Source organism: Kribbella sp. NBC_00709 (assembly GCF_036226565.1).
In the GTDB taxonomy this organism is placed as follows: domain Bacteria; phylum Actinomycetota; class Actinomycetes; order Propionibacteriales; family Kribbellaceae; genus Kribbella.
On the sequence record NZ_CP108996.1, the window covers coordinates 2,459,843 to 2,474,268 of the forward strand.

Genomic DNA, 14,426 nt, shown 5'->3' on the forward strand with positions numbered 1-14,426 from the left:
TCAGGACTCCTGCACTAGGTGGGACTCAGGTGAAACGGTAGCGGGCTGCCGGGAAGCCATCAGATGAGCCACCAGCAGTGGGACAGCGAAACCGGCCATGATCGCGGGCAATGCGACCCCGGCGTCGTTCAGAAGCATGCCGACCAGACCGCAGGTCGACATGGCCAGCAGCGTCGGCCGAACCATCGGCCTGCTGTTGTAGAACTCGCGGTAGGACTCCGACGGCACGCGGTGCGGCAGGACCGTGGCCAGCATGAGGAGGATGACGGCGACGAGCATCAGCCAGCCGGCCGGTCCGCTGAAGAACTGGACGGCCATCTGGAGCTTCCGGATCAGTACGTCGCTCACGTCGCCGTCCAGCAGCCGCGCAACGAACGTGCCGAAATGACTGCGTTGCTCAGGAGGACGCAGATAGTCGAGGAAGGCCACTGCAGACACCGCCAGCACACCGGCGACGCCCACTCCGATCAGCGCACGCAGTGAGATGCTGCCCTTCCAGGTCAACCAGGCCATGAGCAGCACGGCCGGCGTCAGCGCGATGATGCCGCCGAAATCGGTGCCCCAGCCCGGCTTGCCGTCCACAACGATCGCAGCGCCGCCGATGGCCAGCACCGCGAGTGCGGCCTGCACTCTGCTCTTGTCGATCAGCTTCTGTGCGGCCCATGCGGCAGTGACGAGCGCACCGACCGCCAGGGTGGCAAAGGTCGAGTTGCCGAAGCCGTAGAACCGCCCACCGATCACAGGTCCGTCAGCGAACATGCTGCCGACCTGCATCGGCGTACCGAGCACGCCGTCCACCAGCAACAGCAGGTACGCCGCCAGGGCGAGCCCGAGGTACGCGTACCTCTTCAGGAACACCTGCGCGAGGACTGCGGAGAGCGCGCTGAGACCGATCGTCACGGCGTACAAGGAGAACGCGGGCGACGGCCACCGCCACCAGACGGTCGCTTGCGCCAGGAAGACCGCGATGTAGAACCCGCCCTGCAGGAGCAGCGTGAACACCGCGGTACGACGGGACGCCGGGCTGCGCCTCAACACGAACCAGACCAGTGCGAGCACCTCGGCGCCGACGATCGTCAACGCCACCGCGAACAACACCGGCCGCGGCTGCTCGAACCGCTGGTTGGCGTCGAGGCGGTCCTCGATCACGGCCGCAGCGTTCGTGTGCAGGCCACCGGTGAAGTGGATCTCGGCGCCGTCCAGCGGCCCTGCCTTCTCGGACCCGGCCGGGTCCACCGACTTGGCCTCACCACGCAGCACAGTGGCGGTGATGTCGGTCAGCTGGATCATGCCTGGACGACGGGTCGAGTCGCTGGTCAGCCAGCGCGGACCGTTGTCCGGCGGGAGCTGCATCGCTACGAGCGTTTGCTGGTGCGCGTCGGCCGTCTCCTGGCCGATGCCGACGAGCAGCACCCAGCCATCGGCGGCCCTGGCCTGCGACACCAGGTCGGCCACGTGCTCCCGCGCCTCGTCGCGACCTTCATGTAGCGGCATCGCGCCGGCGTCGACGATTGCATCGCCACAGGCCGAGAGCTTGGTCGCGTCGAAGTCCGGGCTCCAGTTGGCGACTGTCCCGTCCGGCTTCGCGACCGCGATCGCTGCGCCCGGCCCGAAACCACAGACTCGTTCGCGACTGATGCCTAGGCGGCCGATCGGGGCGCCGGTGTGGTGCTCGGCCTGACGGTCGACGTATGTCTGCCAGCCGGCGACCTTGCCGTCGGTGACCGCGGGCAGGTCGCCACACGCCTGGTCGGGGACGTTGCCCCAGGCGCGCGTACCGGCGCTGATCGTCAGCCAGCCGTCGATCGGGCAGGTGTGCGGGCCGGCCGTCTTCACCGAGATCGAGCCCACATGCGACTGGTCCACCAAGGCGGTCAACTCCGGCGACGCCTGCACATCGCTCCAGGTCAGCCCCGGCACGCCGATCACCACAACCTTCGCCAACAGGTCAGCCGCGCCGGCCGGCGCCGCGTGAGCCGCGGCCGCCGGTGTGAATGCGGCAGCTGCTGCAGCCACTACGGCAGCGGCACGGAGCAGAGTGCGGCTCTGCCGCCCGGGCCGCAACAGCTTCATCAGGAGGCGACGACGGCCTTCAGCACCGAGGTGAAGAAGCCCAGGCCGTCCGTGGTCGGTCCGGTGAGTGTCTCGACGCAGTGCTCCGGGTGTGGCATCAGGCCGACCACGTTGCCGCGCTCGTTGCTGATCCCGGCGATGTCGCGGTACGAGCCGTTCGGGTTCTCGTCCAGATAGCGGGCGACGACGCGGCCCTCGCCCTCCAGCCGGTCCAGCGTCGCCTCGTCGGCGACGAACGAACCGTCCTGGTTCTTCAGCACGATGGTGATCTCGTGATTGGCGTCGTAGTCGCTGGTCCAGGCGGTGCGGTTGTTCTCGATCCGCAGCGGCTGGTCCTTGCAGATGAACTTGCGGTGGTGGTTCTTGATCAGGGCACCGGGCAGCAGGTGCGACTCACACAGCACCTGGAAGCCGTTGCAGATCCCCAGCACCGGCATGCCCTCGCCGGCCTTCTTGATGATGGTGTCCATCACCGGGGCGAACCGGGAGATCGCACCGGCCCGCAGGTAGTCGCCGTACGAGAAGCCGCCTGGCAGGACGACCGCGTCCACGCCGTGCAGGTCGGCGTCTCCGTGCCAGAGCGCGACCGCCTCGGCGCCGGCGACCGCAGCCGCGCGGCGGGCGTCGGCATCGTCCAGCGAACCCGGGAAGGTGACGACCCCGATCTTCACTGTCCGTTCTCCACGTGCAGCGTGTAGTCCTCGATCACCGGGTTGGCCAGCAGGGTGTCCGCGGCCTTCCGGATCTCGGCGACCCGCTCCTCGGTCGCCTCACCGTCCAGGGTGATCTCGAAGCGCTTTCCCTGCCGAACATCGGCCACGCCGTCGAAGCCGAGCCGGCCGAACGCGCCGTGCACCGCCTTGCCCTGCGGGTCGAGGATCTCGGGCTTGAGCATGACGTCGACGACAACGCGAGCCACTGACTACTCCAGGTTCGTTCCGGGGTGACGCCTGAATCCTACCGAGCGAGGACCAGAATGCCGCATCGCGGACTATTCACTGAGTACATACACGCAGTGTATAGTCACGGATATGGCCACCGCGGAGCTCGTCCTAGGGCTACTGTCCGCGGGCCCGGCCCACGGGTACGACGTGAAGCGCGGCCACGACGCCTGGTTCCCGGACAGCCGACCGCTGGCCTTCGGCCAGGTGTACACGACGTTGGGGCGACTGGAGCGCGACGGCCTGGTCGAGGTGGTCGACAAGACGTCCGGCGGCGGCCCGGACCGGACCGTCTACGCGCTCACCAGCAAGGGCCGCGACCACCTGGCCGACTGGCTGAACGATCCGGTCCCCCCGGCCTGGGGCAGCGCCGACGAGGTACTGCGGAAGCTGGTGGCAGCGATCCGCACCGGCGGGGACGCGGCCGGGTTCCTGGCCCGCCAGCGCGCCAGCCACCTGCGCCGGATCCGCGAACTGCGCGAGACACCTGCCGACGACGACCCGACCTCACCACTGGTCCGCGAGTACATCGTGGCCCACCTCGACGCCGACCTGCGCTGGCTGGACAGCGCCCTGGACCGCATCTCAGAGCAAAGGGGGGCTCGCTGATGACACAACCTGTCCTGGAACTGGAGGGCGTCGAGTACTCGTACCGGCGCAACACTGCACTCCGTGGCGTCAGTCTGCAGCTGAAGCCGGGTGAGGTGGTCGCGGTGACCGGCGCCAGCGGATGCGGCAAGTCCACGCTGCTGCACTGCGCAGCCGGCATCCTCACCCCGGACGCCGGCACCGTCCGAGTGGACGGTGAGGACCTGGCCACTCTGCCTGAGGAGAGGCGTGCGGCCCTCCGCCGTACCAAGGTCGGCATCGTGCTGCAGTTCGGGCAGTTGGTGCCCGACCTCCCACTGATCGACAACGTGGCGCTCCCACTCCTGCTGGACGGGCATGAGCGCGGTGAGGCACACGTGGCCGCTCTGCATTGGCTGGACCAGGTGGGGATCGCCGATGACGCGGACGCGGTCCCGTCCGAGCTGTCCGGCGGTCAGACCCAGCGTGCCGCGTTGGCGCGCGCACTGGTCACCGGACCGTCCATCGTGCTCGCGGACGAGCCAACTGGCAGTCTGGACAGCCGCGCCGGCCAGGAGCTGCTCGATGTCCTACTGCAGGCCGCCCGCTACCGGGGCGCCGCGCTGCTGATGGTGACGCACGACAATGTCGTCGCCGCCTCCGCAGACCGGGAGATCAGGCTGCGCGACGGCCTGATCCAGCACGAGGTGTCGCTCGGATGACGCTCGAGACACTGGTGCAGTTGGCCCGCTCACGCACGCTGGCGGACCGTAGCCGAGTCCAACTGGCCACTGCGACCCTCGCACTCAGCGGAGCCCTGCTGCTGGGCGCACTGCGCGTCGCACGCCTCGGCAAGGGTGAGCTGAGCGAGGCCATCTACAGCAACTACGTCGCCGAGAGCGGACTCCGCTCCGGACTGATCGCGATCCTCGTCATCCTCGCTGTACTCACCGGAGGCCTCGCAGTCCAGGCCTTGCGCCTGGGTACGGCGGCCCGCGAACGGCGACTGGACGCGCTGCGACTGGCAGGTGCGTCCAGCAAGCAACTGCGTCAGCTGACCGTCGCCGACGCAGCAATGGCCGGCCTGGTGGGCGGACTGCTCGCCGGACCGGCGTACCTGCTGCTCAGCCTGCTCTTCGGCGCGCTCCCCCGGATGGCCCGCATCCTGCCCGGCGCGGAGGTGCTGGACGCCGCCCTGTGGATCCCAGTGGTGATCGTGATGACGGCGGCCGGTGCGCTGATCGGGAGCCTGCTGCACCGGGACGGACCAGTGCCACCCGGACCACAGTCCGTGGCACAGCGTCGTACCGGCATCATCGCCGGACCGGTGCTGATCGTGCTCGGCCTGCTGAGTTCGCCGTACCTCGGCTACGTGGCATCGACCATCGCACTGGCCGGGATGGCGCTGTTCTTCCTCAGCACGTCGGCGGTGTGGATCAGGGCGATCGGACGGCGGCTGCAGCGGTCGGGCGACCCGGCATACCTGCTGACCGGCGTCCGGCTGGTCACCGACTCGCGCCCTGCGTCCCGGATCTGCATGCTGCTCGGCTGTTGCGGCTTCCTCGTCGGCACCATGGCCAACGCGATCGCCAGCATCTCGGCGGACGACCAGCTGCACGGCTCCGCTGCGTTCTACAACACCGGATTCGGGCTGACCATCGCCGGCCTCGTCCTGCTCGCGCTGACCGCGATGGCCGCACTGATCGTCGGTGTCGCGGACCAACTGGTGGACCAGCGTCGCCAGTTCGCCAGCCTGACCGCATTGGGCGTGGACCTGCACTTCCTCCGCCGCGTGATCCGCCGCCAGCTGACCGCGGTCGCCGCGCCGGCGCTCGCGTCCGGTCTGCTGCTGGGCACTCTGGTCGGCCTCGGCCGGGTGGTCGGCGGCGCGGTGGATCCGTTCGAGCCGAGGACGCTGCTGATCGCAGCTGCCCTGACGGCGGGCGGCTGGCTGCTCGGTCATCTCGGCGGCGCGGCCGCCGGTTTCCTGCTTCGCAACCAACTCCGGGACGCACTGGATCCCGAGAATCTGAGGGCCGCATGACTTCGACACCCCTCGCGGTCCGGCCTGCGCTGCTGCTGGGCGTGCCGAACCGCATCACGCTGGTCCGCACCGTGATCGCGATGGCTGTCGCCACGATCGCCTTCCGCACCGGCGACCTGGAGTGGCTGGTGCTCGGGTACTTCTCGTACTGGTTCGGCGACAGCCTCGACGGCTGGGTGGCGCGCCGCCGCAACGAGGAGTCGCTGTCCGGCGCGGTGTTCGACATCGTCTGCGACCGGGCCTGCTCGTTCCTGCTGGCGGCGGCCTTCATGGCGACGTACCCCGTGACCATCGGGCCGCTGGCGATCTACCTGGCGCAGTTCGGCGTCCTGGACACGATGCTGACGTTCTCGTTCCTGCTCTGGCCGTGGATGCTCAGCCCGAACTACTTCTACAAGGTCGACCGGCCGATCTACGTCTGGAACTGGTCCAAGCCGGCCAAGGCGATGAACACCGGCGCGGTGGTGATCTCGCTCGTCGTCGCGGGCCACACCGGCGCCCAATGGCTGCCGTACGCCGTCGCGATCGCGGCCTTGCTGGTCAAGGTGGTCTCGTCCTACCGTCTGATCGAGATCCTCTGCGGCCGCCGGCTCGCTTCCCCGGGACAGCCGCGATGACTGTCAAGGATGCCTGCACCAGGGTCGGGTGTGACCCTGGTCCCTCCCGGAAGTGGGGCTGAGTTCCGTGGCAATGGCCGCTGTGGCACATAGCCTCGGAGTCATGTGGGTATGGCAACTGGTACTCGCGGTGGGCTTCGGCATCGGCTCCGCAGTCGTACCGGTGATGAACGCCGAGGCGTACGTCCTCGCCGTCGGGGCCACCCACGCCCTGAACCCGGTCGTCGCCGCGGCCGGGATCTCCGTCGGCCAGACCATCGGCAAGGTCGCGATGTTCCTGGCCGTCCGGTACCGCCCCGGTTACGCGGCCCGTAAGACCAAGGAGCCCAAGCCGGTCAACCTGGACACCCGCCGGGGCCGCTTCGTCCAGTGGAACCGCGACCTCACCAAACGCCTCCTGGACGCCATGAGCGACAGCCGCTGGGGCGTCCCGGTCACACTGCTGAGCGCCTTCGTCGGCGTCCCGCCCCTGTACGGCGTGGCGCTGATCGGCGGCGCCTCGCGGATGAAGACCGTCGTCTTCACCCTGTCGGTCCTCGCCGGCCGCGGCGCCCGCTTCATCCTGCTCGCGCTGGGTGTCAGCGCCTTCTAGGCGTCGAACTTGCGACCCGTCAGCTGCTCATAGGCGCTGATGTACGCCGACCTGGTCCGCTCGACCACCTCGTCGGACAGCGGCGGCGGCGCCTCACCCGACGTACGGTCCCAGCCGGACTCGAACTGCAGCCAGTCGCGGACGATCTGCTTGTCGTACGACGACTGCTGCTTGCCCGGGGACCATTGGTCGGCCGGCCAGAACCGGCTGGAGTCCGGCGTGAGCACCTCGTCGGCGAGCACCAGCGTCCCGTCCGCGCGGGCGCCGAACTCGAACTTCGTGTCGGCCAGGATGATCCCGCGGTCCTCGGCGATCGCCCGGGCCCAGGTGTAGATCCCCAAGGTGGTGTCCCGCAGCGTCGACGCCGTGTCCGCGCCGACGGTCGCCACCACCGCGTCGTACGAGACGTTCTCGTCGTGCTCGCCGAGCTCGGCCTTGGTCGCCGGGGTGAAGATCGGGTCGTCCAGCCGGGACCCCTCGACCAGGCCGTCCGGCAACGGGATGCCGCAGACGGCGCCGGTGGCGTTGTAGTCGAGCAGGCCGGTGCCGCTCAGGTACCCGCGGGCCACGCATTCGACCGGGTAGATCGCCAGCTTCTCGCACACCACCGCACGGCCCGCGACCTCGGCCGGCACATCGGTGGAGATGATGTGGTTCGGCATGTCCAGCTGCTCGAACCACCACAGGCTCATCGCGGTGAGCACCTTCCCCTTGTCGGGGATCGTCGACTCCAGGATCCAGTCGAAGGCGCTCATCCGGTCGCTCGCCACCATCAGCAGGTCGCCGGACTCCAGCTCGTACAGGTCCCGGACCTTGCCGGAGTGAATGTGCTTCGCGCCTGGGATCTCCGGCGCCTGCGGCGTTGTGATCACAGCCGCGAGCCTACTTGCGGGCGCGCAGCGCCATCAGCTTGCCCCCTAGGCCGAACAGGCCGTCGCGGGTGGCGCGGAGGAGCGGATTCTCGACCTGGGCTACTCGACCGAGAGCGCGCGACCGCTTGACCAGCTTGGTCGTCGCGGGCCGCCGTTCAGCGTCGTACGCCGTCAGTGCCGTCGGGAGCTCGCCGCCTTGCAGGTGGCGGGCCAGGGCGCCCGCGTCCTCGATCGCGGAGCAGGCGCCGCGGCCCAGGTTCGGCGTCATCGCGTGGGCCGCGTCGCCGACCAGGACCACTCGACCCTGGACGAACGGAACCAGCGGCAACGTCAGGTCGTAGATGTCGTTCTGCAGCACCTTCTCGCTGCCGGCGACCAGCCTCGGGATCGGGTCGTGCCAGCTCTGGAACACCGTCGGCTCACTCGTCGCGCCGGCCGGCTGGTTCACCGTCCCGTACCAGTAGAACCGCCCGTCGATCAGCCGCGCGAACCCGAACAGTTGCCCATGGCCCCAGGTCTCCCCGCCGCCGTCGTCGAGATCCACGGCCGCGATCCCCCGGTACGCCGAGAATCCCGAGTACCGCGGGCCCTTGTACTGCGGGTACAACCCTCCCCGCACCGCGCTCCGGATCCCGTCCGCGGCGACGAGCAGCTCGGCCCGGAGCTCACCGTTCACCGTCACCCCGTCGGCATCCTGCTCGACCGACGTCACGTCGCACCCCGTCCGCACCGTCACGGCCGGACCGAACTCGGCGGTGATCAGGTCGTGCAACTGCGCCCGGTGGATCATCACCGGCAGCTCGACACCGAGCTCGGCCGCGCTGACCACCCACCGGCCGTCCGGCCTCCGCATCCCGGCCGGCTTCGACTGCACCGACGCCTTCTCGACCCCCTTGACGCCGAGCTCCTCGAGCACGGCGACCGCCGACGGCCAGACCGAGATGCCGGCCCCCACCTCGCCCAGCTCCGGAGCCCGCTCCAGCACTGTGACCTGCCAGCCGCACTGCTGCAGCGCGACAGCAGCGGTAACCCCTCCGATACCCGCTCCGACCACGATCGCCGTCTTCATGATCTTGACTCTACATCTGTAGAGTTTGGTTGGGAAGTGCGAGACTGACCCGCGTGACGAAGCAGGTTCCGCGGGGTGCGGATCGCCAGGACGCCATCGCGGACGCCGCGATCCATCTGGTCGCGACCCGCGGCCTGCGCGGGCTGACCCACCGCGCCGTCGACACCGAGGCGGGCCTGCCGCCGGGCTCCACGTCGTACTACCTGCGCACCCGGAACGCGCTATTGACCGCCTGCGTGAGCCGGATGCTCACCAGGGACGTGAGCGGGATGCCGCCGGTCGACGCGGATCCGCTGGAGTTGCTGATCGGGATGACAGTCGGGCTGGCGCAGGATCGACCGGACGATCTGGTCGCGCGGTACGAGCTGTCACTGGAGGCGAGCCGTCAGCCGGACCTACGGACCGCGATCGAGGAGGGCGGGCGGCAGTTGCGGACCATGCTCGCGCAGTTGCTCGGCGGAATCGGCGTACCCGAGCCGGAAGCCGCCGCCTGGCCGGTGGCCGCGATGATGGACGGGCTGCTGTACGACCGGGTCGCCGGGGCCGGGGCAACGCTCTCACCAGAAGCGTTCGAGGCCGCAGTACGACGCTCTGTCACGGCGCTGATCGCAGGACTCACAAGCGCTCGGTGACCGTGACGAAGGTGAAGTAGCAGACGCCGATCAGCATGCCGACGTGGCCGAGGACCGACAGGCCCGCGCCGGAACCCCAGGCATCACTCTGTGTGTCCTCGGAATGCTTGCCTCCGCTCGGCAACCAACGGGCCAGAAGCAACAATCCGATGACGGTCAGCAACCACCACCCGGCCAGCATCACCAGCGCGATCTCCCGCCGACCGGTGATCAGGGCAACGACCCAGCCGAGGAGCGTGATCACTCCGACGACGGTGTGCAACCGCAGCAGGGCAGCGGAAAACCCGTGCCGGCCCGCGCCGCGAGCGGTACCGTCCACCACCGTCCCACCGAGCCGGACGCGTGTGATCAGTACGACGACCGCACCGAGCGCGGTCAGGAACCAGGTGACGTTCGACCATTCCACGCCCCCATCCCTACCCCACCCGGTGCGCCGGTGAACCATTCCGCGTGTCGTTCCACACTTGACGATCGTCCAGAAAACAGCGCCCGGCGGGCCGAGTGTCCGCTCGTGACCCGCCGGGCTGTCTACTTCAACCGACCCTCACCCGTTCTGCGTCGTCCCCGGCTGGGTCCCCTGACCTTGCTGGGTTCCTTGGCCGGGCACGGTGCCCTGGCCCGTGCCTTGACCCGTGCCCTGACCGTTGCCCTGTCCCTGGAAACCGCGGCCGAAGCCGCCACCGCCCGGCCCACCGAACTGGTTCTGCTGGTTGCTCGTCCCGTCCCACGAATGCCCGACCGCCATCCCACCAAGGAATGCGAGCACGGCAAGCACAGAGCCCGCCCCAGCAAGAACCACGTTGCTCGGCCGCTTCCCACCCGCCCCAACCTGAGCGGGCTGAGTCGCGGGAGAGGGGGCGACCGCCCCGGGACCCGCCTGCTGCGCAGCATCCGGTTGCGGGGAGGAAGCGGCTTTGGCTGCTTGCCACTGGGCTTCTTGGGGTTGCGTCATCTTCATGCTCCTGTTCCGGTGGAGAGGTCGTACACGGTGGTGCTGCCAACGGTCTGGGCGGTGAAGTTCTCGCTGACCCAGGTGGCGATCTCGCTGGAGGTGCCGTCGCGGCCGCCCATCATCCCGCCGCCACCACTCCCGATGAAGTAGTGAACCTTGCCCTGGGCAACCAGCTGCTCGAACTCGGCCAGCGACGGCGCCGGGTCGGTCCCGTTGAACCCGCCGATCGCCATGATCGGCTCGCCGGACGCGATCTGCAGCGGTGAGGCTCCGTTCGCAGTCACCGCGGCGGCGGCCCAGGTGTACCCCTTCGCGCCGTTCTGCAGAAGCGTCACCAGCTCACTCGAGACCCCACTCGTCCCGCCACCACCAAGGAACCCGCCGACACCACCACCAGGCAGTCCACCTCCAGTAGTCGTCCCGCCAGTCCCGGGCTGACCCGTGGCCCCAGTTCCAGTCCCGGTCCCGGTCTGCCCAGGCGGCGTACCCATCCGTCCGCCGAAGCCACCGCCACCACGTCCACCGCCCATGCCACCCATCCCGCCAGGACCAGCGGTCGGAATCGCGCCGGCATGCGCCGTGCTGATCGTGTCGATCGAGTACGCTGTAGGCCCGGCCAGCGCGCTGAACGTCAGCACCGCCGCAGCTGCAATCCCGGCCCGTCGAGCCGCCGAACGATGCAGCTTCAGCTCGGGCAGAAGCAACACCAGCCCGGCCGCGAGCACACCGCTGATCAGCACCACCCAACGCAGCCACGGGTGCCAGGTCGGAGTCCCGTTCAGCAGCGCGAAGCTCCATCCGGCCGTCAGCAATGCTCCACCGGCAAGTGTTGCCCGCGGCAACCACTCCGCCCGGCGCCGCCACAGGATCGACATCGCGCCACCGATCACCGCACCGAAGGCCGGTGCCAGCGCGATCATGTAGTACGGGTGGATGATGCCCTGCATGTAGCTGAAGACCAGGCCGGTGACCACGAGCCACCCGCCCCACAGCAGCGCGAACGCGCGAGTCTTGTTCGTCCGCGGCGCCTTGCCCGCAGCAACGACCAGTACGACGGTTGCGAGCAGCGCAGCCGGCATCAGCCAGGAGATCTGCGACCCGAACTCACCACCGAACAGTCGCTGCAGCCCGGTCGCACCACCCCAGCCGGGGTTCCCGACGCCGCCGCCGACCGACCCGGACTCGTTCCCGCTCAACCGGCCGAGCCCGTTGTACCCGAGCGTCAGCTCCAGAATGCTGTTGTCCGACGACCCACCGACGTACGGCCGCGCCGACGCCGGCAGCAGCTCGACGATCGCAACCCACCAACCGGCGCTCACGATCAGCGAGACAGTCGCCAGCACCAGGTGCAGGAGCCGCTTCCCGAGCGCCGGCTTCCCGGCCACCAAGTACGCCAGCCCGAACGCCGGCAGGATCAGGAACGCCTGCAGCATCTTCGTGAGGAACCCGAACCCGACCAGCGCACCCGCGAGAATCATCCACCGCGCCGAGTACTTGACCGAGTCGATCGCCCGCATCACTGCCCACGCACCGGCGCACAGCAGCAGGATCAGCAGCGCATCCGGGTTGTTGAACCGGAACATCAGCACCGCGACCGGCGTCATCGCGAGAATCGCACCGGCCAGCAGACCGGCGTTCGCGGAGAACCACCGCCGCACCGACACGTACACGAAGCCGACGCTCGCGACGCCCATCAGGGCCTGGGGCACCAGCATGCTCCAGCTGTTGAAGCCGAAGATCCGCGCGGACAGCCCCATCACCCACAGCGAGCCCGGGGTCTTGTCCACGGTGATGAAGCTCGACGAGTCGAACGACCCGAAGAACCAGGCTTTCCAGCTCGTCGACCCGGCCTGTACGGCGGCGGCGTAGTACTCGTTGGCGTACCCGTTCTTGGACAGACCCCACAGGTACGCGATCGCGGTCAGCACCAGCAGACCGCCGTACAGGACCTTGTCCCGGCCGAGCGTGTACTGCGTGCTGATCGCGCGCGGCGGCCGTGTCGCCTCGACGGGATCGGTCAGCGTTGTCATTTCAGTTGCTCCGGGTCTGGTCGAGAACCGCTGGGGGTTCGAAGGCGGGCAAGGTAGGCGCGTCGTCGTCGAACACCCACGTCTGGAAGAGGCTGAACCGGACCACGGTGGCGGCCAGGTTCGCGATGGTGAGCACGGTGATCTCCACCGCTTGGTGCGGCGCGGCGATTGCCGTGTGCAACAGCCAGAGCGAGGCCGCGGTCAGGCTCCAGCCGATGCCAAAGGCAACCAAGCCACGCAGCTGGTGCCGCCAGCGGCCCTCGACTCCGCGGACACCGAAGGTGATCCGGCGGTTGAGCGTCGTGTTGCCGACGGCGGTGATCAGCAGCGACAGCAGGTTCGCCACCTGGGCCGGCATGCCCTGGCGCAGGACGAGATAGAGCAGCGCGTACGCCGCCGTGCTGAGCACGCCGACCGCGCAGAATCGCAGTACCCGGGCCGCCATCGCCGTCCGAGGATCGAGGATCCGTGGCCGCCCGTACTTCTGCCGGATCGGCTCAAGATCGACGCGGCTGCGCATCAGTCGAGCGATCCCCCGCAGATCCTCGCCGACCGTCTTCGCGATCGCGACCCGGGAGTCGAGGTCGTCGACCCAGTCCACCGGTACTTCGTGGATCCGCAGCCCAGCCTGCTCGGCGAGCACGAGCAGCTCGGTGTCGAAGAACCAGCTGGTGTCCTCGACCAGCGGCAGCAGCTCGTGCGCCACGTCGGCGCGGATCGCCTTGAATCCGCACTGCGCGTCGGAGAAGTGTGCGCTCAATGTTGCCCGCAGCAACAGATTGTACGAGCGTGAGATGAACTCCCGCTTCGGCCGCCGGACCACCCGGGAGCTCTTCGCCAACCGGGTGCCGATGGCAACATCACTGTGCCCGGCCAGCAGCGGCGCCACCAGCGGGAGCAGGGCGTTCAGATTGGTGGACAGGTCGACGTCCATGTACGCGAGCACCTCCGCGGTGCTCGCGGACCAGACCTGTTTCAGCGCACGGCCGCGACCGGACTGCTCGAGCCGGACGATCCGGACCCCGGGCAGCTCGCTCGCGAGCAGCATGCCGATCTCATATGTCGCGTCTGTGCTTCCGTTGTCCGCGATGCAGACCTCGGCCGGGAACGGGAAAGCGGTGTCGAGGAACTCCCGCAGCCGTCTGATGTTCGGTCCGAGGTCGTGTTCCTCGTTCTTGACGGGTACGACGATCTCGACCCGAGGATGACCTGGAATCTGCATGACACCGATGCTGTCCGGTCAACCTGTGCCAGCCCCTGTGTGTGGCTGGCAGTTTGCTGGCAGTTACCGAGTGCGACGCAACCAGAGCAGCCCGAGCACCGGCAGCACCACCGGCACGAACCCGTAGCCCTGGCCGAAGTGCGACCACACGGTCGCGTCCGGGAAGTCGTCCGGTGCGGCGTAGCTGAACGCGCCGATCGCGAGCACGCCGACCAGCTCGATCGCGATCGCCGCCGTGGCTACCTTGCGGGACACCTTGGTTGCCTTGGCCAACGCGAACGTCGCCGCGCAATAGATGACCGCGGCAACGGCCGACAGCAGGTAGGCGATCGGCGCGTCGGTGAACTTGGTCGCGATCTGTACGCCGGCCCGTGCGGTCGCGGCCAGCGCGAACACGCCGTACACCGCGATCAGGACTCGTCCGGGTCCGTGCTTGGTCGCTGCGGGATCGGTCATGTCAGGCCGTCCACACGTCGTACAGCCGGAGCTCGAGGATCGGGATCACCAGGCAGGCGACGGCCAGCACGCCCGCGCCCCAGCGGCTGCTCTCCGCCAGCGCCCAGAACGCCCCGATCGGCAGGATGATCAGCGAGCCGATCAGGTAGCCGATGAAGAACGGCCCGGACACGTCCCGGTCGGTGCCGCTCAGCTGCACGATGCCGATCACGAGCTGCACCAGGAGCCCGACCTCGATGACGCCGAGCGCGCCGAGCAATGTCCAGTTGATCCGCTTGTCGCGCGCCGCCAGTACGACGGCGAACACTGCCGCGGCCAGCGACAGCGCGACCAGGATCCAGGTGAGCGGTGCGAACACG

General features: G+C 68.8%; 17 protein-coding genes. 6 read left to right on the forward strand and 11 right to left on the reverse strand.

The features are described from left to right. Genes OHA18_RS12060 through purS form a run of 3 tightly spaced genes read right to left on the reverse strand, consistent with a single transcriptional unit; the run spans position 1 to position 2,992 of the window. Positions 1–2,073 carry a hypothetical protein gene (locus OHA18_RS12060; protein ID WP_329004128.1) on the reverse strand — a complete coding sequence of 691 codons (2,073 nt, stop codon included), beginning with the start codon at positions 2,071–2,073 and terminating at the stop codon, positions 1–3. Then, positions 2,073–2,744: a phosphoribosylformylglycinamidine synthase subunit PurQ gene (gene purQ, locus OHA18_RS12065; RefSeq protein ID WP_329004129.1), complete on the reverse strand. Its 672-nt coding sequence runs from the start codon at positions 2,742–2,744 to the stop codon at positions 2,073–2,075. The genes OHA18_RS12060 and purQ overlap by 1 nt, the downstream gene beginning before the upstream one ends. Further along, a complete protein-coding gene (gene purS, locus OHA18_RS12070) occupies positions 2,741–2,992 on the reverse strand; it encodes a phosphoribosylformylglycinamidine synthase subunit PurS (RefSeq protein WP_130387955.1) in 252 nt (83 codons plus the stop codon). Before purS ends, purQ begins: the two co-directional genes overlap by 4 nt. A gap of 112 nt (positions 2,993–3,104) precedes the next feature. On the opposite strand from purS, the gene OHA18_RS12075 reads away from it, so the two are divergent. From OHA18_RS12075 to OHA18_RS12095, 5 genes are all read left to right on the forward strand, one after another. Beyond that, positions 3,105–3,623 carry a PadR family transcriptional regulator gene (locus OHA18_RS12075; protein WP_329004130.1) on the forward strand — a complete coding sequence of 173 codons (519 nt, stop codon included), beginning with the start codon at positions 3,105–3,107 and terminating at the stop codon, positions 3,621–3,623. Further along, positions 3,623–4,303, forward strand: a complete 681-nt coding sequence (locus tag OHA18_RS12080; RefSeq protein ID WP_329004131.1) for an ABC transporter ATP-binding protein — start codon at positions 3,623–3,625, stop codon at positions 4,301–4,303. Before OHA18_RS12075 ends, OHA18_RS12080 begins: the two co-directional genes overlap by 1 nt. Further along, positions 4,300–5,625, forward strand: coding sequence for an FtsX-like permease family protein (locus tag OHA18_RS12085; RefSeq protein ID WP_329004132.1), 1,326 nt, complete (start codon positions 4,300–4,302; stop codon positions 5,623–5,625). The genes OHA18_RS12080 and OHA18_RS12085 overlap by 4 nt, the downstream gene beginning before the upstream one ends. Beyond that, positions 5,622–6,242: a CDP-alcohol phosphatidyltransferase family protein gene (locus OHA18_RS12090; protein ID WP_329004133.1), complete on the forward strand. Its 621-nt coding sequence runs from the start codon at positions 5,622–5,624 to the stop codon at positions 6,240–6,242. The genes OHA18_RS12085 and OHA18_RS12090 overlap by 4 nt, the downstream gene beginning before the upstream one ends. 103 nt (positions 6,243–6,345) lie before the next feature. Further along, entirely contained in the window at positions 6,346–6,834 is a 489-nt protein-coding gene (locus tag OHA18_RS12095; RefSeq protein WP_329004134.1) for a hypothetical protein, read from the forward strand. Here OHA18_RS12095 and OHA18_RS12100 read toward each other — a convergent pair. Both OHA18_RS12100 and OHA18_RS12105 read right to left on the reverse strand, forming a co-directional pair. After that, positions 6,831–7,706 (reverse strand): phosphoribosylaminoimidazolesuccinocarboxamide synthase, encoded by an 876-nt coding sequence (locus OHA18_RS12100; protein WP_329004135.1) that lies wholly within the window; start codon positions 7,704–7,706, stop codon positions 6,831–6,833. The two genes, OHA18_RS12095 and OHA18_RS12100, sit on opposite strands and share 4 nt — an antisense overlap. A 10-nt stretch (positions 7,707–7,716) precedes the next feature. Next, positions 7,717–8,775 carry an FAD-dependent monooxygenase gene (locus OHA18_RS12105; RefSeq protein ID WP_329004136.1) on the reverse strand — a complete coding sequence of 353 codons (1,059 nt, stop codon included), beginning with the start codon at positions 8,773–8,775 and terminating at the stop codon, positions 7,717–7,719. 53 nt (positions 8,776–8,828) lie between these two features. Here OHA18_RS12105 and OHA18_RS12110 point away from each other — a divergent pair, with 53 nt between their 5' ends. Further along, on the forward strand, positions 8,829–9,407 hold the full coding sequence (locus tag OHA18_RS12110; protein ID WP_329004137.1) for a TetR/AcrR family transcriptional regulator: 579 nt from the start codon (positions 8,829–8,831) through the stop codon (positions 9,405–9,407). Here OHA18_RS12110 and OHA18_RS12115 read toward each other — a convergent pair. The 6 genes from OHA18_RS12115 to OHA18_RS12140 all read right to left on the reverse strand — a co-directional run bounded on the left by OHA18_RS12115 (position 9,391) and on the right by OHA18_RS12140 (position 14,425). After that, complete coding sequence (locus tag OHA18_RS12115; protein ID WP_329004138.1) at positions 9,391–9,813, reverse strand: hypothetical protein; 423 nt, start codon at positions 9,811–9,813, stop codon at positions 9,391–9,393. The genes OHA18_RS12110 and OHA18_RS12115 overlap by 17 nt on opposite strands. Positions 9,814–9,951: 138 nt before the next feature. Continuing rightward, positions 9,952–10,152, reverse strand: coding sequence for a hypothetical protein (locus OHA18_RS12120; RefSeq protein ID WP_329004139.1), 201 nt, complete (start codon positions 10,150–10,152; stop codon positions 9,952–9,954). Between the two features lie 209 nt (positions 10,153–10,361). Then, a complete protein-coding gene (locus tag OHA18_RS12125; protein ID WP_329004140.1) occupies positions 10,362–12,389 on the reverse strand; it encodes a glycosyltransferase family 39 protein in 2,028 nt (675 codons plus the stop codon). A 1-nt stretch (position 12,390) separates the two neighbouring features. Then, positions 12,391–13,611: a bifunctional glycosyltransferase family 2/GtrA family protein gene (locus tag OHA18_RS12130; RefSeq protein ID WP_329004141.1), complete on the reverse strand. Its 1,221-nt coding sequence runs from the start codon at positions 13,609–13,611 to the stop codon at positions 12,391–12,393. A 63-nt stretch (positions 13,612–13,674) separates the two neighbouring features. Next, entirely contained in the window at positions 13,675–14,067 is a 393-nt protein-coding gene (locus OHA18_RS12135; RefSeq protein ID WP_329004142.1) for a hypothetical protein, read from the reverse strand. Between the two features lies 1 nt (position 14,068). Continuing rightward, complete coding sequence (locus tag OHA18_RS12140; protein WP_329004143.1) at positions 14,069–14,425, reverse strand: hypothetical protein; 357 nt, start codon at positions 14,423–14,425, stop codon at positions 14,069–14,071. Between the last annotated feature and the right edge of the window lies 1 nt (position 14,426).